We start from the raw sequence: 18921 nt of genomic DNA, 5'->3' as shown, positions 1-18921 counted from the left end.
AAAAATCAAATAATGCGCAAATCGCCGGACGCGCGATAGCATCAAGCATGCAGCAAAGCCGCCTTCTGCAACACGTCCAGCACAGCCGGCTTGCCGCCCAGGGCAACGCCGTACAAATTCTTGGGATCGGCCAGTTCCGGCACCAGATCGATAGCTTGGGCGTCGTCGTCGCTCAGTTGTTCGTCCAGATAGCGCAGAGCGGAAAAATCCTCCAGCGCAAAACCGACCGAGTCGAACACCGTCACCTCGGCATCGCTGCCGCGCCCTACTGCTGCGCCTGACAGCACCTGCCACAATTCAGTCACGGCGAAGTCGGCCGGCATTTGCTGCAATTCGCCTTCGATGCGCGATTGCGGCTCGAATTCCACGATCACGCGCGCCTTATTCAATACGTCGCCATGCAACTCGGTCTTGCCGGGGCAATCGCCGCCGACCGCGTTGAAATGCATGCCGGCTTCGACCATGTCCGGCGTCACGATGACGGCATTGCGCTTGTCGGCCGTCACGGTCGTGACGATATCGGCGCCCCGCACCGCCTCGGCAGCGCTGCCGGCGCGCACGATGCGCAACGCCGGATAAGCAGCCAGGTTACGACACAGCTTATCGGTCGCGGCGGCATCGACGTCGAATACCCGCAGTTCTTCAATGCCCAGCAGGCAGTGAAACGCAATCGCCTGGAACTCACTCTGTGCGCCGTTGCCGATCAGCGCCATCACGCGGCTGTTGCGGCGCGCCATGTATTTCGCCGCCAGCACCGAAGTCGCCGCCGTGCGCAAGGCGGTGGTCAGCGTCAACTCGCTCAGCAGGCGCGGATAGCCGCTGTCCACGTCGGCCAGCACGCCGAAGGCCGTCACCGTCAGCAAGCCCTGCGCCGTGTTCTTGGGATGGCCGTTGACGTACTTGAACGAATACAGCTTGCCGTCCGAAATCGGCATCAATTCAATCACGCCTACAGTGGAATGACTCGCCATGCGCGCAGTTTTGTCGAACTGTTGCCAGCGCAAGTAGTCTGCTTTGATATAGCCCGTCAGCGCGTCAATGACGCGTTCCACCGAGTGGGTGGCCACAAAAGACTGCAATTCCCGGGTTCCGATGTACTTGACCATGATGATCGGCGTTGCCGCTCGCCGCCGTTGTTTCAATGAAAGAAATTTTACAGATGAACATTGGAAATTTGCTTTCTTTATCCTATAAATAAAGAGATAGTTATGCAGCTTTATTTCATTACAAGGAGATTCCATGGACAAACTCGACGTCAAGATCCTCGAATTGCTGCAAAACGACGGTCGCATGAGCAATGTCGACATCTCGGAAAACATCCATTTGTCGCCGCCGCAGTGCCTGCGCCGCGTGCGCGTGCTGGAAGAACAAGGGGTGATTCGCCGGTATGCGGCATTGGTCTCGCCCCCTGCGGTGGGACTGGATGTGACGGCCTTCGTGGCGCTGTCGCTCGATCGCGCCCAGTTCAAGCAGGTGCGCGAGGTGGAGAGCGTGATCCGGGCGTTTCCGGAAATCATCGAGTGCTACACGATTTCCGGCGATTTCGACTATCTGCTCAAGGTGGTCTCGCACGACCTCAAGAGCCTGTCGCACTTTTTGACCGACCGCCTGATGCAGGTGCCCGGCGTGGCCGGCCTGCGCTCCATGATTTGCCTGGAAGAAGTCAAACCGCAGTCGGGCTTGCCGATCACGCTGGAGGATCGCTGAGCGGATCCGTGGGAAGGTAAGAAGTCTGCTGCGCCACAAAGCCGTCGAACGCCTGCAGCAACGGCAGATATTTGCCCTCATCGGCTTCCAGTTGCGCCAGTGCATGGCAAGTTGCTTCCAGCGTCGACAACTGATCCGCGCGATGCGCCTTGCGGATGCGATATTGCGACGCCGGCGGATCGATCAGCGGCAGGCGCGGCAATTGTTGCAGCAAGGGATTCAGATACAGCATCTTGCGACTCTTGCGCCAGGTCGCATCGAGAATCACCAGCCGCACGCGCGCCGGTGCGGACAGATCCGGCAACACCTGCGCCGGTAATTCGCCCGGCGTCTGCGGATACAGCAGCACCGGCTGTATCGACGCCCCCTCCTCATCCGCATACAGCAGGCCGCGCAAGGCCTCTTCCTCAAATTGCTCGCCGTTGACCAGCACGCTGCGCTCCAGGCTGAGATGCAGCAAACGCCCGCTTCCCTTGGCCTGATGGATTTCCAGCGGATGCTGCAGGATCAGCACTTGCGCTACCGGCGCCAGAGCCTTGATCCAGCCGCAGATACAACTGCTCTGCGCTCGCAGGCAATGCGCGCACGTCGGGCGTTTTGGATAGATACCGGCGCTCATGATGCGATGTATTCCTGCAAGCCCTCAACCAGCGCATCGAAGGTCACGCTCACGCGCGCGCTGCTGCGCAAGTCTTCATGCATCACCACCCAGGTCTCCAGCTTCATCGAAAACTGCTTCGGAAACAAGCGCACCAGATCGGCGTTACGCCTGGCCAATGGCGTCTGGCACATGCCGATGCCATAGCCGGCGCGAATCATCGCCAGTTGCGCCAGGTCGCTGTCGGTGCGCAGGGAAAAGTGATTGCGCCGCATGATGGCGATGTCTTTTGCGGCATTGCGGACGAAGGCGGTTTCCTTGTCGAATCCGATCAGCGTGTGCCCGATCAACTGATCCATGTTCTTCGGCGTGCCGCGCTGCGCCAGGTAATCCTTGTGCGCGTGGAAGCCTAGTTCAATCACGCCGGCGCGTCGCGTGACCAGGACTTCCTGCGTCGGTCGCAACATGCGCACGGCGATGTCGGCTTCACGCCGCAGTAGGTCTTCGACACGATTCGACAAGGCCAGCTCGACCACCAGCTCGGGATGCGCCTGCTTCAGCCCGACCAGGATGGGCGGCAGGATTTCCGCGCCCACCACTTCGCTGGCGGTAATGCGCACCGTGCCGCGTACAGAGGCATCCTTGCCGCCGTGCGCCGATGCCGCGCGCATCAGGGCCGCAGTGGTCGAGGCCAGACTTTCTGCATATGGTTGCAAACTCAGCGCCGCCTCGGTCGGCATGAAGCCGTGTTGCGAACGCGTAAACAAGGCAAAACCGACCGCCTGCTCCAGCGCATCCACGTGACGGCCGATGGTCGGCTGCGTCAGCCCGAGCGCACGCGCGGCCGCCGAGAGCGAGCCCTCGGTCAGCACGGCGAGAAAGGAACGGTAGAGCTCCCAGCCGGGATCGGCAGCTTGTTTAGTCATACAAATAAGTATAGCACCTCACTTATTTTCAACAATTCCATTTAACAGAGGTTTATCCGACACTGGCGTCACTGGAACTCAACCACGGAGCGAATCATGAACAATGCATTGACTACGCAAAAAACCGCACTGGTGCTCGGCGCCACCGGCGGCATCGGCGGCGAAATGGCCCGCAAGCTGCAGGCGCGCGGCTGGAGCGTGCGCGCGCTGCATCGCAATGCCGGGCACATGGCGGCCCGCCCGGGCATGGACAGATTCAACTGGATACAGGGCGACGCCATGCAGCGCGCCGACGTGGTCGCCGCGGCACGCGACGTCGACCTGATCGTCCACGCCGTCAATCCGCCGGGCTACCAGCGCTGGGCCGAGCTGGTGCTGCCGATGATCGACAACAGCATCGCCGCCGCCCAGGATTTCGGCGCGCGCATCCTGCTGCCGGGCACCATCTACAACTACGGCCCGGATGCCTTGCCGCATCTGAGCGAAGACTCTCCGCAACGCCCCGTCACGCGCAAAGGCGCGATCCGCGTCGAACTGGAACGCCGCCTGCAAGCCGCCTCCGGCGACGGCGTGCGCAGCCTGGTGGTGCGCGCCGGCGATTTTTTCGGTCCGCAAGCAGGCAGCAACTGGTTTTCGCAATGCCTGGTCAAACCGGGCAAGATGCCGGCTTCGATCACCAATCCCGGCAAACAAGGCCTCGGCCATCAATGGACTTATCTGCCCGATCTGGCCGAGACCATGATGCGCCTGCTGGAACGCGAAGCGGCGCTGGACAGATTCGCGACCTTCCACATGCACGGCCACTGGGATGCCGACGGCATGCAGATGATCAACGCCATCCGCCGCGCCGTCGGCAATCTGTCGCTGCCGGTGCGCGGCTTTCCGTGGTGGTTGCTGGCGCCGGCCTCGCCGTTCGTCCCGCTGTTTAAAGAAATGAAAGAGATGCGCTACCTCTGGCAACAACCGGTGCAGATGAGCAATCAACGCCTGCGGCAGGTGCTCGGCGAAGAACCGCATACGCCGCTGGACCAGGCGGTGCGTGCAACGCTTGAAGGTCTCGGTTGCCTGCCGGCGTCCAACCTGCACAACCCAGCCATGGTTTGAGCACATAAAAAAACCGCCTTCGTTTGAAGGCGGTTTTTATTGACCGGCGTCACATCAATGCGCCGTCGGCTCGTTCAATGCCGCAACGATGTCGGCGCGCTTGAGTTCCGGCGCAAACTGCAAAATGAAATCGTAGGTATAAGCACGCAGATACGCGCCGCGACGCACCGCCAGACGCGTGATGTTCTGCGCAAACAGGTGCGATGCTTCGATCGCTTCCAGCCCGTGATGCTTGCCCTGCTCGATCGCCATCGACGCCACGATGCCCACGCCCAGACCGAGCGCGACGTATTGCTGAATCACGTCCGAATCCATGGCCGTCAGCACGATGTCCTTTTCGATGCCTGCCTTGCGGAAGGCGTCGTCGATATGGCCGCGGCCGGTGAAGCCGACGTCATAGGTAATCAGCGAATGCGCCGCCAGTTCTTCCAGCGTGATCGGATGCTTGAGCGACAACAGCGGATGTCCTTGCGGCACGACGATGACGTGGTTCCAGGTATAGCAAGGGAAAGACACCAGGTCCTTGAACTGGCTCAGGCCTTCGGTGGCGATGCCGACGTCCGCCTTGCCTGACATCACCCACTCGGCGATGTGTTCCGGCGCGCTCTGCTGGAGCGCAATGCGCACCTGCGGGAACGCCGCGCGGAAAGCCTGCACCACGCGCGGCAGCACGTAACGCGCCTGCGTGTGCGTGGTCGCAATGGTCAGCGTGCCGCTTTGCTCGCCGGCGTATTCCTGGCTGGCCTGGCGCAGGTTTTCCGCTTCCAGCAGCAGGCGTTCAATGATGTGCAGAATGCCCTTGCCCGGTTCGGTCAGGCCGATCAGGCGCTTGCCGTTGCGCTCGAAAATCTCGACGCCGAGCTCTTCTTCCAGCTCGCGGATCTGGCGGCTCACGCCGGGTTGCGAAGTGAACAGAACGTTGGCGACTTCGGTCAGGTTGAAGCCGCAACGCGCGGCTTCGCGAATGGAACGCAATTGCTGGAAATTCATCGTGCATCCTTATTCTGTGCAACCCCGGTAGAGGCCGCGTTGTCGACGAACACGTGCAGGCGGCGCGGTCGCACCACCAGCGTTTCGCCGTCTTTCAGATTCAATTGTGCAAAGCGCTCATTGGAGATGACGGCTTCGATCAGCTCCGAGTTGTCGTCACGCTCCAGCTCCAGTTGCGCCAGCGGACCGATGGCGTGCGAGCGCCTGAGCTGGGCCACGATGCCTTCCGCGCCGGGCGAATAGCGATCGACTTCAAGGTCGTGCGGACGGACGTAGCCGATGCCCTTTTCGTCCTGCGCCTGCGCATGATCGGGCGCATCGAAGGTGACGCCGCCGGCTTCCAGCACGCCCTCATGCACGCGGCCGTGGAACAGGTTGACGTTGCCGAGGAAGCCGTAGACGAATGGCGACGCCGGGTGGTTATAAACCTCGCTGGGCGAACCGATCTGCTCGACGTTGCCCTTGTTCATCAGCACAATCTGGTCGGCCACTTCCAGCGCCTCTTCCTGATCGTGGGTGACGAAAATGCTGGTGACGTGCAGCTCGTCATGCAGACGGCGCAACCAGCGGCGCAACTCCTTGCGCACCTTGGCGTCGAGCGCGCCGAACGGTTCGTCCAGCAGCAGCACGCGCGGCTCCACCGCCAGGGCGCGCGCCAGGGCGATACGCTGACGCTGGCCGCCGGACAATTGCGGCGGATAGCGATCAGCCAGCCAGTCGAGTTGCACCAGCTCCAACAGGCTGGTGACCTTTTCGCGAATCTGCGCTTCCGACGGACGCTGATTGCGCGGTTTGACGCGCAGGCCGAAGGCGATGTTTTCAAACACCGTCATATGCTTGAACAAGGCGTAATGCTGGAATACGAAACCGACCTGTCGCTCGCGCACATGGCGCGCCGAGGCATCGTCGCCGTCCAGCAGCACCTGGCCGGAGTCGGGCGACTCCAGGCCGGCGATGATGCGCAGCAGCGTGGTCTTGCCGCAGCCGGACGGCCCCAGCAGCGCCGTCAGTTCGCCCGCAGGAAAATTCAGCGAAACGTTGTTCAGTGCGACGAAATTACCGAAACGCTTGTTGATGTTGTTGACTTCGATGCTCATGATTTACTCCAAATCTGCGCCGGGATGGGCGGCGTGGGCGGTCAGCTGTTTGTGCAGACGCCACTCGATAAAGCTCTTGATCGCCAGCGTCACCAGCGCAAGGAAGGCCAGCAGCGACGCCACCGCAAACGCGCCGACGATATTGAATTCGTTGTAGAGGATTTCCACCTGCAGCGGGATGGTGTTGGTCTCGCCGCGGATATGGCCGGACACCACCGACACCGCGCCGAACTCGCCCATGGCGCGGGCGTTGCACAGGATCACGCCGTACAGCAGGCCCCATTTGATGTTCGGCAAGGTGACATGCCAGAAGGTCTTCCAGCCGGAGGCCCCCAGCACCAACGCGGCCTCTTCTTCTTCGCTGCCCTGCGACTGCATCAGCGGAATCAGCTCGCGCGCCACGAAGGGAAAGGTCACGAACACCGTCGCCAGCACGATGCCCGGCACCGCAAACAAAATCTTGATGTCATGCTCGCGCAGCCACGGACCGAAGTAACCTTGCAGGCCGAACAGCAACACATAGATCAGCCCGGAAATCACCGGCGACACCGAGAACGGCAAATCGATCAGCGTCAGCAGAATGTTCTTGCCGCGGAACTCGAACTTGGCGATCGACCACGCTGCAGCCACGCCGAACACCAGGTTGAGCGGCACCGCGATCGCCGCCGTCATCAGGGTCAGCTTGATGGCCGACCAGGCGTCCGGTTCGATGATGTTGTCGATATAGACGTCCCAGCCCTTCTTCAGGCCTTCGTAAAATACGGCGACCAGCGGCACGAACAGGAACAGGGTCAGGAAAGCAAACGCGATCCCCACCAGCACGATGCGCACCCACAAGGGTTCCAGCGTGGCGGCCGGCGCGTAGGCGGGTTCGCCGCGTGCGGGCGTGGTGGCGATGCCTGGAGTAATGACGGCGCTCATGTCAGACTTTCTCGGCCTGGCCGCGCTTGCGGACCCAGGCTTGCAACAGGTTGATGGTCAGCAGCAAGGCGAAGGACACGATCAGCATCACCACGGCAATCGCGGTAGCGCCGGTGTAGTCGTATTGCTCGAGCTTGGTGATGATGAACAGCGGCGTGATCTCGGACACCATCGGCATGTTGCCGGCGATGAAGACCACCGAACCGTATTCGCCGGTAGCGCGGGCAAACGCCAGTGCGAATCCGGTCAGCAGCGCGGGAAACACCGTCGGAAAAATCACGCGGGCGAAGGTTTGCAGACGCGAGGCGCCGAGGCTGGCGGCGGCCTCTTCCAGTTCGCGTTCCGCATCTTCCAGCACCGGTTGCACGGTGCGCACGACGAACGGCAAGCCGATGAAAGTCAGGGCCACCAGCACGCCCAGCGGCGTAAAAGCGACCTTGATGCCGAGCGGCTCCAGGTAGCGGCCGATCCAGCCGTTCTGCGAATACAGCGTCGTCAGCGCAATGCCGGCCACCGCCGTCGGCAAGGCAAACGGCAAATCGACCAGCGCGTCGATGATGCGCTTGCCGGGGAATTTATAACGCACCAGCACCCACGCCACGATGCCGCCGAAGATCACGTTCAGCAGCGCGGCCAGCAAGGAGGCGCCGAAGGTCAGCCGATACGAGGCCATCACGCGCGGCGAAGTCACGGCGCTGACGAAAGCATCCCAGGTCATGGTGAAGGTCTTGAGGAACACCGCCGACAAGGGAATCAGGACGATCAGCGTCAGATAAAACAGCGTGAAGCCGAGCGACAGCCGAAAGCCCGGCAACACCCGGAACGGCGCTTTGTTAGCAACAGGTAAGGCGATTGGCGCAGTCACGCTTGTACTTCCTTCTTATTTGAACCAGCGCGGCTCTTTTAAGGGCCGGCGCAAACATTCTCTTATTACAAATACGACTAATGGATGGCGATATTCGCACCGCATTGTTATAAAGAGAACGAATTTTTTTGCATGTTTATAGAAAGATTACGCATATAGAAAGCTGCAAAAACACCCTGAATTGCAAAAATCCAGCCTCGGCACAATCGCCGGAAAGCGGCTTCAGGCATAGTCATCCGACGACTGACCACTTACGAAAATCAAAAGTGGTCGACCACTTTTCATCGACATCGATGAGCTGTCAATTGGCTTACAAGCCGCCTCCACAGCCGCTTTGGCAAACCACAAAATAAATCGGCTAGACCATATTGCAATATTGGTCAGGCCAACCTAGAATGGCCTGACCAATTTTTCGCGACCTTTAGAAAAGCACCCCATGCTCAAAGTCGTCACTGCCCTCGCCGAACTCAGCGCCCCCGAAACGCGGCTTTACCGCGTGGTCGCCGATCGCATCCAGGCGTACATTCGCGATGAGCAGATTCACGCCGGCGAACGCCTGCCGTCGGAACGCGACCTGGCGGCGCAGCTCAAGGTCAGCCGCGCCTCGGTCCGCGAAGCGCTGATCGCGTTGGAGCTGACCGGCGTGATCGAGGTGCGCGGCGGTTCCGGGATTTATGTAATCGAGAAGAAAGGCGCGGCGCCGGCCATCCAGGAAATCGGCCCGGGCCCGTTCGAGATCCTGTCGGCGCGCTGCATGATCGAAGGCGAAGTCGCCGCGATTGCCGCGCGCATGGCCACCGACGGCGCACTCGACGCCATCCTGCGCGCCCTCAACGACATGGAGCGCTTCTACCACGACCGCCCCAACAACGAAGAAGCCGACCGCACCTTCCACCTCTCGATCGCCCGCGCCACCGGCAACAGCGCGCTGGTCAGCGTGATCGAAAACCTGTGGGACCAGCGCGGCCGCCTGTGGATCAAGATGGAAGAACACTTCCATACCGAAGAATTACGCCAGCAGACGCTGGTCGACCATCGCCGCATTCTTGAGGCGATCGTCGACCGCGACCCGGCCGGCGCGCGCAAAGCCATGCACGCCCACCTCGAACGCGTGACCAGCGAGTTCTCGCGCGGCTGGGGCGGCGGCAAGGCGTATATGCCGCACAACCCGGAGTAAGGGCAAGAGCCACAACGGATTCAGAAAGAAAAACCGTCATGACGTCCGCCAGAGGCCGGGGTAAGCAAAAAACTGCGAAGCCCGATAGAGCCAAGGATGCCGTGAACGGACAAGCAAGCCATAGCAAATCAGGAGACGACATGCCATTGCTGCACCCAGACCGACTGTTCCCCGCCGACCCGGACACGCGCGCCATTGCGCGCCGTCTGTATCAGGAAATCAAGGACGCGCCCATCGTCAGCCCGCACGGTCACACCGACCCGAGCTGGTTTGCCGACAACGCCGCCTTCCCCAACCCGTCGGCCCTGCTGATCCAGCCGGACCACTATGTTTTCCGCATGCTGTTCAGCCAGGGCGTCAAGCTGGAAGACCTCGGGATCCCCACCCGTGATGGCGCTGCGGTGGAAAGCGACCCGCGCCGCATCTGGCGCCTGGTGGCGAAACACTGGCCGCTGTTCCGCGGCACGCCGTCCGCCATGTGGCTGGACCACGTGTTCCAGGAAGTCTTCGGGCTGGAAGAAGGTCTGAGCGAAGCCAATGCCGACCGCCTCTACGACCACATCGACGCCTGCCTGCAGCGTCCCGAGTTCCGCCCGCGCGCGCTGTTTGAGCGCTTCAACATCGAAGTCATCGCCACCACCGAATCGCCGCTCGATCCGCTCACCCATCACGGCAAGCTGAAGAACGATCCCTGGCAAACCGCGAAGGGCCGTCCGCGCGTGGTCACCGCCTATCGTCCCGACCCGGTGATCGATCCGGAATTCGAAGGCTTCGCCGCCAATGTCGCCCGCTTCGGCGAGCTGACCGGCGAAAACACCCGCAGCTGGGAAGGCTATCTGAACGCGCACCGCAACCGCCGCGCCTTCTTCAAGGAACACGGCGCGACCTCGACCGACCACGGTCATCCGAGCGCGCGCACCGCCGACTTGCCGCCGGCCGAATGCAAGGCGCTGTTCGACAAGGCGCTCTCGGGCAAGATCAGCCGCGATGAAGCCGAACTGTTTCGCGCCCAGATGCTGACCGAGATGGCGGCGATGAGCATCGAAGACGGTCTCGTGATGCAGATCCATCCCGGCTCCTGGCGCAGCCATAGTCCGACGATGCTGGCGCGCTTCGGCCGCGACAAGGGCTTCGATATTCCGATGCAGACCGAATACGTCGGCGCGCTCAAGCCGCTGCTGGACCGCTTCGGCCTCGATCCACGGCTGTCCGTCATTCTGTTTACGCTCGACGAGACCAGCTATTCGCGCGAACTGGCGCCGCTGGCCGGCGTGTATCCGGCGCTCAAGCTCGGCCCGGCCTGGTGGTTCTTCGACGCGCCGGAAGGCATGCGCCGTTTCCGCGAACTGACCACCGAGACCGCCGGCTTCGCCAACACCGTCGGCTTCAACGACGACACCCGCGCCTTCCTGTCGATTCCGGCGCGGCACGACGTCAGCCGCCGCATCGATTGCGGCTATCTGGCGCGACTGGTGGCCGAGCATCGCCTGCGCGAAGACGAAGCGCTGGAACTGGCGCACGACCTGACATACCGGCTGGCCAAACAGGCCTATCGCTTGTAACCGTTTTTGAAAGAGAGTTCAGCAATCGCAGTACGGTTTGAAGATTCACAGAGCGTCACAAGACGTCCGCTTTATCCCGGTACCCAACAATTCCATCTCAAGGAGGAGACAGTAATGAAACAGGTTTTGAACACCTTGCACAAAGCGACCCGCCGCACCATCATGGCAGCCGCCATCGGCTTCGGTCTGGCCGCCATGGTCGGCAGCCCGGCAGCGCATGCGCAGGCCGCCGTCACCATCAACGTGGTCGACGTCGCCGGTTCGCTGGCCTTGCTGCAAGACGCCATCGAGTCGTACAAGACGGCCCATCCCAACGTCAAATTCACCTTCACCAAAGCGCCTGCTCCTGAGCTGCCAAGCAAGCTCAAGGCCATGCAAAACGCCAAGCGCAGCGACATCGACCTGGTCCTCGGCGGCACCGACATCCTGGCGGCCGGCATCGAGCAGAATCTGTGGGTGACGCTGCTGCCCGAGAACAACGCCAAGTTCGCGCCGCTGACCGACAACTATCTGCCGGAAGTGAAGAAGATGCAGGAACTGGCGCACAACCAGGGCCTGGCGGTCGCCTTCATGCCGGCCGGTCCGCTGCTGGAATACAACCCCGACAAGGTCAAGCAGGTGCCGACCACGCCGCAGGAATTGCTGGCATGGTGCAAGGCCAATCCGAACAAGCTGATCTACGCGCGTCCGGCCAACTCCGGCCCCGGCCGCACTTTCCTGATGGGCCTGCCTTACCTGCTCGGCGACAAGGATCCGAAAGATCCGGTCAAGGGCTGGGATAAGACCTGGGCGTTCCTGAAAGACCTGAATACCTGCATCGAGTACTACCCTGGCGGCACCGGCGCCGTGATGAAGGAACTCGGCGAAGGCTCGCGCGACATGACGGTCACCGTGACCGGCTGGGACATCAACCCGCGTGCACTCGGCGTGGTGCCGAAAGAGTTCAAGGTCGGCGCCTTCAAGAACATGACCTGGGTCAACGACACGCACTACATGATCGTGCCGAAGGGCCTGGCTCCCGCCAAGCAAGCCGTGGTGCTGGATGTGATGGCCTACCTGCTGCAACCGAAGCAACAGGCGCAAACCTACGACAAGGGCTATTTCTATCCAGGCCCGGCGATCAAGAACGTGCCGGTGACGATGGCGCCGCAAGCCAGCCAGGACACGCTCAAGGAATTCGGCCGCGCCGAGTATGCCGACTGGATCACCAAGTTCCCGCATGTGCAACCGCTGGATGCGCAGGTGATGGTCAAGGCCTTCCGCATCTGGGATGAGCAAGTCGGCGCTCAGAAGTTCAAATAAAACCTGCTCATGATCTTACTGCGAGGCCATGATCCGGCGTCGGGCGGTGCTCGGAATCCTCATGTACTTAAGTACATTCCGGTTCCTCCGCTCCGGCCGCCACCGGCTGATGACCTCTCGCTACAGATCATGAACAGGTTTGGCAAAAGCACTCGCAACAGAGACAAGCCGGGCGGCAACGATGCATTCCACGCCACCCGGCTCATTACGATCAATAAGAGGCAAGCATGAAACCTGACTTCAAGACATTGCGACTGGATCGCGTTACACGTCGCTTTGGCGGCACCGGCAAAACTACCGAAGCGCAGCAAAACACAGCAGTCGCAGCACTTGATGGTTTGCAAATGGATATTGCGCGCGGCGAATTCATCGCCCTGCTCGGCCCTTCGGGCTGCGGCAAATCGACCGCGCTGAACTGCATCGCCGGCCTGCTGCCGCTGTCGGACGGCGGCATCTATCTCGACGATCACCGCATCGATACCCTGCCGCCTGAACAGCGCGGCTTCGGCATGGTGTTCCAGAACTACGCCCTGTTCCCGCACATGACGGTGGCCAAGAACGTCGGTTTCGGCCTGTTGATGCGCGGCGTGCCTGCCGCCGAGATCCAGACCCGCGTCAAGCGCGCCCTCGATCTGGTCCAACTGGCGCAGCACATGAACAAGCTGCCCGGCCAGTTGTCCGGCGGCCAGCAGCAACGCGTGGCGATCGCCCGCGCCATCGTGATCGAACCGCCGCTGATCCTGATGGATGAACCGCTGTCCAACCTCGACGCCAAACTGCGTCTGGAAATGCGTTCCGAAATCCGCCGCATCCACGGAGAACTCGGCCGCACCACGCTGTATGTCACCCATGATCAGGACGAAGCGCTGTCGCTGGCCGACCGCATCGTCGTCATGAAAGACGGCAAGGTCCAGCAGATCGGCACGCCGCCGGAAGTCTACGGCCAGCCGTCCAATCTCGCAGTCGCGCGCTTCATGGGTTATCGCAACGAACTGGTGCTCGACGTGGTCGGCCAGGATGCCCAGACCGTCACGCTGGCCGGCCCCGGCGTCAATCTGGTCGGCATCCCGAAGATGCGCCTGAACGGCCGCGCCGCCGTGTCGATCCGTCCGGAAGAATTCAGCATCTGCGCCGATGGAACCACACCGGGCAACAGCATCAGCGCACGCGTGGAGTCGGTCGAATACTATGGCCGCGAGTCATTGTTCATGCTGCGCACGCAAGACAACACGCGCCTTTATGTGCGCGCCGAAGGCAAGGCCTCGCCGGGCGAAACCATCCGTGTTTCCGTGCCTGCCGACCGCGTGCTGGCTTATCCTTTCGAGCAGGTGGCATGATGCTGATGTCCTCGCAAACAGCCGGCTCGCGCTGGCGCGATCCCGCCATGTGGATGGCGGCGCCGGCCGTGATCTTCATGCTGGCAGTGTTCGTCTATCCGTTCATTCACGGCCTGATCCTGTCGTTCCAGCCGCTGGAAGGCGGCATGCTGTCGAACTACATCAAGTTCTTCAGCACCGACAATCTGTGGATGACCATCGGCGTGACGCTCAAGCTGGCCTTGCCGGCAACGCTGATCAACATCCTGATCGCCGTGCCCGTGGCCTATCGCCTGCGCCACAAGACGCCGTATCAAAAGATCGCCACCACCATCCTCGTGATTCCCATCACGCTGGGCACGGTGCTGATCGCCGAAGGCATGCTGACCTACTTCGGTCCCAAGGGCTGGTTCGCGCAGATCCTGCAGACGCTGCATATCTACGAAGGCGCGATCCGCCTGACGCACAACTATGCGGGCGTGGTGATCTCGCTGGTGATCTCGGGTTTTCCGTTCGCCTTTTTGCTGATCCTGTCGTACATCACCGGTATCGATCCGGTGCTGCCGCGCGCCGCCGCGACGCTGGGCGCGACGCCGTTCAATCAGTTCCGCTACGTGATCTTTCCGCTGATCCTGCCGGGCCTGGCGATGGCGTTCTGCCTGTCGTTCGTGCAGGCGTTCTCGGTGTTTCCTTCTGCCGTGCTGCTGGGTTCACCGGCCGGTGCGACGCGTGTGATTTCGATTGCGGCATATGAAGCGGCGTTCGAGAACTACGACTATTCCATGGCGTCCGCAGTGGCGATGATCATGGGCGCAGTGCAACTGGGCGTGGTGGTGATCGTGCTCGGCGCGCGCAATCTGTTCTATCGCGGTCCGGTCACCGGAGGCAAGGGTTAATTATGAATCAAGCAACGACAACTTCTCCCATGATGACTTCGCAATCCATATCAAGACAGCCGGCGCCGAAACGACGTACGCACTGGGCCAGCCGCGCCTGGAGCGGACTGGTGGTCGGCCTGATGACTTTCTTCCTGATCAACGTCGGCCTGATGATTGCCTCGGTCGCCACCAACTCGGTCGCCAAGCGCTGGCTCGGCACCTGGCTACCAAGCGGCTGGACGCTGGAATGGTATTCCGCCGCCTGGCAGGAATTCCAGCTCGGCGATGTGCTGCTGGTGTCGGTGCAGGTGGTGCTGTCGGTGGTGGTGCTGTCCATCCTGATCGGTGTGCCGGCGGCGTACACGCTGGCGCGGCGCAACTTCCGCGGCAAGAAACTGCTGACCGGCCTGTTCCTGCTGCCGCTGATGATCCCGCCGATCACTTACGGCATCCCGCTGGCCACGCTGATGTACGAATTGCACCTCGCAGGCACCCTGCCCGGCGTGATCATCGCCAACCTGCTGCCGGCGCTGCCGTTCGTGATTCTGGTGATGACGCCCTTCATCGAGCAGATCGATCCGAACCTGGAATCGGCGGCGCGCGTGTTCGGCGCGCGCACCTTCACGATGTTCCGCCATGTGCTGGTGCCGCTGCTGGCGCCGGGCATCCTGGCCGCTTCGCTGCTGGTGCTGGTGCGCACGATCGCGATGTTCGAGCTGACCTTCCTGACCGCCGGCGCGGATACGCAGACGTTGGTGGTGGCGCTGTATTACTCGGTGTTCGCGGCAGGCGTGCGCGCGTCGCAATCGATCGATGCAATGGCGATGGTGTACATGATCGTCACACTGATCTGGCTGCTGATCGCGATGCGTTTCGTCAGCCCGACGCAACTGGTGTCGCGCGTCAAGGAACATCCTCAAAACTGATGAGAGCCGACGCAAGAAAAGCAGAGAAATGATGAAGCTGAACAAGCAAACGCTGGAACAAGCCGGCAAGCAAGCGGCGCTGCCGACGTATGACCGGGCGGCGCTGCTGCCCGGCATCGTGCACCTTGGTCTTGGCGCCTTCCACCGTGCGCACCAGGCGGTTTATACCGACACCGTGCTGGCGGAGGGCGACCTGCGCTGGGGCATTGTGGGCGTGTCGCTGCGTAGCCCTGATACGCGCGATGCGCTGGCGCCGCAGGACAATCTCTATACGCTGGGGATACGAGGTGTCGAGGGCGAGCAGCTGCACGTCATCGGCTCCATCATCGACACGCTGGTCGCACCCGAATCTCCCGCCACCGTACTGGCGGCGATGAGCCATCCGCACTGCCATATCGTCAGCCTGACCGTGACGGAAAAAGGTTATTGCCACGATCCGGCCAGCAACAACCTGCGCTTCGATCATCCCTACATCGCGCACGATCTGGCGCATGCCAACGCGCCGCGCTCAGCCATCGGCTTCATTGTGCGCGCACTGGAGAAGCGCCGCGATGCAGGCTTGTCGCCCTTCACCGTGCTCTCCTGCGACAACCTGCCGTCCAACGGCAATACCTCGCGCGGGCTGGTGCTGGCGTTTGCCGAACGCATCGATCCCGAATTGTCGAAGTGGATTTCGCAGCATGGCGCTTTCCCCAACTCCATGGTGGATCGCATCGTGCCGAAAACCACCGAGGAAAACCGCGCCGCAATCGCTGCGCGCCTGACCGTTGACGACGCCTGGCCGGTGGTGACGGAGCCATTCTCGCAATGGGTGATCGAAGACCGCTTCGCCGGTCCCCGCCCGGCCTGGGAATTGGCCGGCGCCACCATGGTGGAAGAAGCCGAGCCGTACGAACACGCCAAGCTGCGTATGCTCAACGGCAGCCATTCCAGCCTCGCCTATCTGGGTGCGCTGGCGGGTTATGTCACCGTCGATCAGGCGATTCGCGACGACGGGCTGCGCAGTTTCATCGAGCGCATGATGACGGAAGAAATCGCCCCGACCTTGCAACGTCCGGGACTGGACGAGTATCTCGACGAGCTGGTGGCGCGCTTTCGCAATCCGGCGCTGAAACATCGCCTGCAACAGATCGCCATGGACGGTTCGCAGAAACTACCGCAGCGCTTGCTCGGCACGATACGCGCGCGCCTCGATGCCGGCCTGCCCTGCGAGCGCCTGTGTTTTGCGGTGGCCGGCTGGATGCGCTATCTGCGTGCGCAAGATGAGGCAGGACAGGCATATCCGATTTCGGATCCGCTGGCCGAATCCTTACAGGCGGCGGCAAGCATCGCCGACGTCAGCCGGCGCGTCGATGCGCTGCTGGCCATCGACGCCGTGTTCGGCAACGATCTCGCCATGCGCATCGAATTTGTGTCCGTGGTGAAAGGTTTCCTGCGCAGGATCGAAGAAGAAGGCGTGCTGCAGGCGCTGAGCAAGATTCGCGGACGTTGATCACGACGAAGCCGAGGCGTGTGCAGCCCGGTCGGCCGCTTAACCGGCGGCACGCACCCGGCTCTTCGCTTCTTCCGTATCTTTTACCGGCGGCAAGCCGAACATCCTGCCGTATTCTCGCGTGAACTGCGGCACGCTCTCATAACCCACCGCAAACGCCGCGCTGCTGGCGCTCACGCCCTCCGACAACATCAGACGCCTCGCCTCGATCAGGCGCAACTGCTTTTGAAACTGCAGCGGCGACAACGAGGTCACGTTGCGGAAGTGCTGATGAAACGACGAGGGACTCATCCCCGCCACCGCCGCCAGCTGCTCCACCGGCAAGGACTGCGCAAAGTCGCTGCGCAACACGTCCACTGCACGCGCCACCCGGCGCGCTTGGCTGTCAGGCCATCCCAGATTGCGAATCGCCGCGCCGTGCTTGCCGGCCAGCAGCCAGTAGTGAAACTCCCGCACCAGTTGCGCATGCAAGACCGGCAACGAGGCCGGACGATCAAGCAAGCGCATCAGCCGTAATGCGGCATCGGACACTTCGCTATCGGTAGGATCGACGCGGACCGGCAACGCGCCGCCTTCCTTGACGACATCCATCTGCATCGCAAGGTCGGCGATGACCGCAGGATCCAGCTCCAGCACCAGAGACAGATAAGGCGCGGCAAGGCTCGCGCGCGTGATCTGGCTGACGGTCGGCACGTCCGCCGTGATCAGCAGCGTATCCCCGGCGGAAAACGCAAACGCCTGCGCCCCCATCGTGACGTGCTTGCTTCCCTGCAAGACGAGACAAATCAGCGGCCGCGAAATCGCATACAGCAGATCGCTGACCTCGCTGGCGCGCACGATGGTCAGCCCTGCAATGGGCGTCTGCGCCAGCCCGGACCTGTCGGCATGGGACTCGGCATAGCGCTGCACGGTGGTGAGTAAAGTCGTCATGGTGCAAGCCTACCTCGTCGCAGCCGAAAGCGCATCCCATTTGGAGGATCAGGCAAGGAACGTCGAGTTTCCGGTAACCACGGCCCCTGTCCGGATCCGATACTGCGGCTTCCCATCCACGCAGCATCTCATCAGCAAGGAAACGCATCATGAGCAAAATCACCCTCGTCACCGGCGCCAGCCGCGGCTTAGGCCGCAACACCGCGCTGAGCATCGGCCGCCACGGCGGCGACGTCATCGTCACCTACCAAAGCCGCAGCGACGACGCACAAGCCGTCGTCGCCGAGATCCGGTCCATGGGCCGCAAGGCAGTCGCGCTGCAGCTCGACACCGGCAATGTCGCCAGCTTCGACGGCTTCGCCGACCGTCTGCGCGCAAGCTTGCGTGAAACCTGGTCACGCGACACGCTTGATCACATCGTCAACAACGCCGGCCACGGCGACTACGCGCTGATCGGCCAGACCACCGAAGCGCAATTCGACGGCCTGGTCAACGTCCACTTCAAGGGCGTCTACTTCCTGATCCAGACCTTGCTTCCGCTGATCGCCGACGGCGGCCGCATCGTCAACCTGTCGTCAGGCCTGACCCGCACCTCCTTCCCCGGCTATGCCGCCTATGCAGCAGTCAAAGGCGCGGTCGAAGTGCTCACGCGTTACCTGGCAAAAGAACTCGGCCCACGCGGGATCGCCGTCAACACCGTCGCACCCGGCGCCATCGAAACCGACTTCGGCGGCGGCGCGGTGCGCGACAACCCGGACATCAACAAATTGTTCGCGGAAATGACCGCGCTGGGACGTGTCGGCCTGCCGGACGATATCGGACCGATGATTGCAAGTTTGCTGTCGGAAGATAACCGCTGGGTGACGGCGCAGCGGATTGAAGTATCGGGCGGTCAGGGGATTTGAGTTGTTGCAGATAACTCCACGGTCCGTCGTCCCAGCGAACGCTGGGACCCAGTGGCGTCCGCGCATATTCAAACTTCGTCATGACACTGGGTTCCAACTTTCGTTGGAACGACAGAGTAAATAAGGCCATAGAAGTGAAAACCACCTCCGCCCCTTGGCGATGCGAAGCGAGCCAGTCTCGAAGTCCGCTTGAGAGTAGCCGGTGACGGCAGGTGAAAATCGGAT

18 protein-coding genes and 1 other RNA gene are annotated in these 18921 nt (G+C 61.8%); 11 read left to right on the top strand and 8 right to left on the bottom strand.

Annotated elements, in window-relative coordinates; all coding sequences use genetic code 11:
• Positions 1-41: 41 nt before the first annotated feature.
• Entirely contained in the window at positions 42-1106 is a 1065-nt protein-coding gene (locus AKL25_RS20715; protein ID WP_050479610.1) for an ornithine cyclodeaminase, read from the bottom strand.
• 133 nt (positions 1107-1239) lie between these two features.
• Between AKL25_RS20715 and AKL25_RS20710 the strand changes: the two genes are divergently transcribed.
• Positions 1240-1707: an Lrp/AsnC family transcriptional regulator gene (locus AKL25_RS20710; protein ID WP_050479609.1), complete on the top strand. Its 468-nt coding sequence runs from the start codon at positions 1240-1242 to the stop codon at positions 1705-1707.
• Here the strand turns inward: AKL25_RS20710 and AKL25_RS20705 are convergent.
• A complete protein-coding gene (locus AKL25_RS20705) occupies positions 1688-2326 on the bottom strand; it encodes a tRNA-uridine aminocarboxypropyltransferase (RefSeq protein WP_050479608.1) in 639 nt (212 codons plus the stop codon). The genes AKL25_RS20710 and AKL25_RS20705 overlap by 20 nt on opposite strands.
• Positions 2323-3231 (bottom strand): LysR family transcriptional regulator, encoded by a 909-nt coding sequence (locus tag AKL25_RS20700; RefSeq protein ID WP_050479607.1) that lies wholly within the window; start codon positions 3229-3231, stop codon positions 2323-2325. The genes AKL25_RS20705 and AKL25_RS20700 overlap by 4 nt, the downstream gene beginning before the upstream one ends.
• Before the next feature lie 96 nt (positions 3232-3327).
• On the opposite strand from AKL25_RS20700, the gene AKL25_RS20695 reads away from it, so the two are divergent.
• Positions 3328-4335 carry an SDR family oxidoreductase gene (locus AKL25_RS20695; protein WP_050479606.1) on the top strand — a complete coding sequence of 336 codons (1008 nt, stop codon included), beginning with the start codon at positions 3328-3330 and terminating at the stop codon, positions 4333-4335.
• A 54-nt stretch (positions 4336-4389) separates the two neighbouring features.
• On the opposite strand, the gene AKL25_RS20690 is transcribed toward AKL25_RS20695, so the two are convergent.
• The 4 genes from AKL25_RS20690 to cysT are packed head-to-tail and all read right to left on the bottom strand — an operon-like array spanning position 4390 to position 8208.
• On the bottom strand, positions 4390-5325 hold the full coding sequence (locus tag AKL25_RS20690; protein WP_050479605.1) for a CysB family HTH-type transcriptional regulator: 936 nt from the start codon (positions 5323-5325) through the stop codon (positions 4390-4392).
• Positions 5322-6422, bottom strand: a complete 1101-nt coding sequence (locus tag AKL25_RS20685) for a sulfate/molybdate ABC transporter ATP-binding protein (protein WP_050479604.1) — start codon at positions 6420-6422, stop codon at positions 5322-5324. Before AKL25_RS20685 ends, AKL25_RS20690 begins: the two co-directional genes overlap by 4 nt.
• 3 nt (positions 6423-6425) lie before the next feature.
• Positions 6426-7343, bottom strand: coding sequence for a sulfate ABC transporter permease subunit CysW (cysW, locus tag AKL25_RS20680; protein WP_050479603.1), 918 nt, complete (start codon positions 7341-7343; stop codon positions 6426-6428).
• Between the two features lies 1 nt (position 7344).
• Positions 7345-8208, bottom strand: coding sequence for a sulfate ABC transporter permease subunit CysT (gene cysT / locus AKL25_RS20675; protein ID WP_050479602.1), 864 nt, complete (start codon positions 8206-8208; stop codon positions 7345-7347).
• A gap of 436 nt (positions 8209-8644) precedes the next feature.
• Here cysT and AKL25_RS20670 point away from each other — a divergent pair, with 436 nt between their 5' ends.
• The 8 genes from AKL25_RS20670 (at position 8645) to AKL25_RS20640 (ending at position 16861) form a co-directional block, all read left to right on the top strand.
• The gene (locus AKL25_RS20670; protein WP_050479601.1) at positions 8645-9385 is read left to right on the top strand and encodes a FadR/GntR family transcriptional regulator; all 741 of its coding nucleotides are present in this window, start codon (positions 8645-8647) and stop codon (positions 9383-9385) included.
• 140 nt (positions 9386-9525) lie between these two features.
• Positions 9526-10947, top strand: coding sequence for a glucuronate isomerase (gene uxaC / locus AKL25_RS20665; RefSeq protein ID WP_050479600.1), 1422 nt, complete (start codon positions 9526-9528; stop codon positions 10945-10947).
• 126 nt (positions 10948-11073) lie between these two features.
• Positions 11074-12249 (top strand): extracellular solute-binding protein, encoded by a 1176-nt coding sequence (locus AKL25_RS20660; RefSeq protein ID WP_420840725.1) that lies wholly within the window; start codon positions 11074-11076, stop codon positions 12247-12249.
• Between the two features lie 61 nt (positions 12250-12310).
• A non-coding RNA gene (locus AKL25_RS23925) (sX9 sRNA) lies at positions 12311-12385 on the top strand.
• 91 nt (positions 12386-12476) lie between these two features.
• The gene (locus tag AKL25_RS20655; protein WP_050479598.1) at positions 12477-13586 is read left to right on the top strand and encodes an ABC transporter ATP-binding protein; all 1110 of its coding nucleotides are present in this window, start codon (positions 12477-12479) and stop codon (positions 13584-13586) included.
• A gap of 5 nt (positions 13587-13591) precedes the next feature.
• The gene (locus AKL25_RS20650) at positions 13592-14461 is read left to right on the top strand and encodes an ABC transporter permease (protein WP_085942288.1); all 870 of its coding nucleotides are present in this window, start codon (positions 13592-13594) and stop codon (positions 14459-14461) included.
• 29 nt (positions 14462-14490) lie between these two features.
• Complete coding sequence (locus tag AKL25_RS20645) at positions 14491-15369, top strand: ABC transporter permease (protein WP_205627288.1); 879 nt, start codon at positions 14491-14493, stop codon at positions 15367-15369.
• A gap of 28 nt (positions 15370-15397) precedes the next feature.
• On the top strand, positions 15398-16861 hold the full coding sequence (locus tag AKL25_RS20640; protein ID WP_083444817.1) for a mannitol dehydrogenase family protein: 1464 nt from the start codon (positions 15398-15400) through the stop codon (positions 16859-16861).
• 39 nt (positions 16862-16900) lie between these two features.
• On the opposite strand, the gene AKL25_RS20635 is transcribed toward AKL25_RS20640, so the two are convergent.
• Positions 16901-17791 carry an AraC family transcriptional regulator gene (locus AKL25_RS20635; protein ID WP_050479596.1) on the bottom strand — a complete coding sequence of 297 codons (891 nt, stop codon included), beginning with the start codon at positions 17789-17791 and terminating at the stop codon, positions 16901-16903.
• A gap of 149 nt (positions 17792-17940) precedes the next feature.
• On the opposite strand from AKL25_RS20635, the gene AKL25_RS20630 reads away from it, so the two are divergent.
• A complete protein-coding gene (locus tag AKL25_RS20630; RefSeq protein WP_050479595.1) occupies positions 17941-18696 on the top strand; it encodes an SDR family NAD(P)-dependent oxidoreductase in 756 nt (251 codons plus the stop codon).
• The last annotated feature ends 225 nt before the right edge of the window (positions 18697-18921 follow it).

The sequence above is a fragment of the Herbaspirillum rhizosphaerae genome (assembly GCF_001189965.1).
In the GTDB taxonomy this organism is placed as follows: Bacteria; Pseudomonadota; Gammaproteobacteria; order Burkholderiales; family Burkholderiaceae_D; genus Herbaspirillum; species Herbaspirillum rhizosphaerae.
The sequence above is the reverse complement of the archived record's forward strand: the minus strand, read 5'-3'. Positions and strand labels throughout refer to the sequence as shown.

What these genes read in the sequence shown, in the direction of transcription:
- AKL25_RS20715 (WP_050479610.1), bottom strand. Translation starts at nt 1,106, where the DNA reads ATGGTCAAGTACATCGGAACCCGGGAATTGCAGTCTTTTGTGGCCACC.
- AKL25_RS20710 (WP_050479609.1), top strand. Translation starts at nt 1,240, where the DNA reads ATGGACAAACTCGACGTCAAGATCCTCGAATTGCTGCAAAACGACGGT.
- AKL25_RS20705 (WP_050479608.1), bottom strand. Translation starts at nt 2,326, where the DNA reads ATGAGCGCCGGTATCTATCCAAAACGCCCGACGTGCGCGCATTGCCTG.
- AKL25_RS20700 (WP_050479607.1), bottom strand. Translation starts at nt 3,231, where the DNA reads ATGACTAAACAAGCTGCCGATCCCGGCTGGGAGCTCTACCGTTCCTTT.
- AKL25_RS20695 (WP_050479606.1), top strand. Translation starts at nt 3,328, where the DNA reads ATGAACAATGCATTGACTACGCAAAAAACCGCACTGGTGCTCGGCGCC.
- AKL25_RS20690 (WP_050479605.1), bottom strand. Translation starts at nt 5,325, where the DNA reads ATGAATTTCCAGCAATTGCGTTCCATTCGCGAAGCCGCGCGTTGCGGC.
- AKL25_RS20685 (WP_050479604.1), bottom strand. Translation starts at nt 6,422, where the DNA reads ATGAGCATCGAAGTCAACAACATCAACAAGCGTTTCGGTAATTTCGTC.
- cysW (WP_050479603.1), bottom strand. Translation starts at nt 7,343, where the DNA reads ATGAGCGCCGTCATTACTCCAGGCATCGCCACCACGCCCGCACGCGGC.
- AKL25_RS20670 (WP_050479601.1), top strand. Translation starts at nt 8,645, where the DNA reads ATGCTCAAAGTCGTCACTGCCCTCGCCGAACTCAGCGCCCCCGAAACG.
- uxaC (WP_050479600.1), top strand. Translation starts at nt 9,526, where the DNA reads ATGCCATTGCTGCACCCAGACCGACTGTTCCCCGCCGACCCGGACACG.
- AKL25_RS20655 (WP_050479598.1), top strand. Translation starts at nt 12,477, where the DNA reads ATGAAACCTGACTTCAAGACATTGCGACTGGATCGCGTTACACGTCGC.
- AKL25_RS20650 (WP_085942288.1), top strand. Translation starts at nt 13,592, where the DNA reads ATGTCCTCGCAAACAGCCGGCTCGCGCTGGCGCGATCCCGCCATGTGG.
- AKL25_RS20645 (WP_205627288.1), top strand. Translation starts at nt 14,491, where the DNA reads ATGATGACTTCGCAATCCATATCAAGACAGCCGGCGCCGAAACGACGT.
- AKL25_RS20640 (WP_083444817.1), top strand. Translation starts at nt 15,398, where the DNA reads ATGATGAAGCTGAACAAGCAAACGCTGGAACAAGCCGGCAAGCAAGCG.
- AKL25_RS20635 (WP_050479596.1), bottom strand. Translation starts at nt 17,791, where the DNA reads ATGACGACTTTACTCACCACCGTGCAGCGCTATGCCGAGTCCCATGCC.
- AKL25_RS20630 (WP_050479595.1), top strand. Translation starts at nt 17,941, where the DNA reads ATGAGCAAAATCACCCTCGTCACCGGCGCCAGCCGCGGCTTAGGCCGC.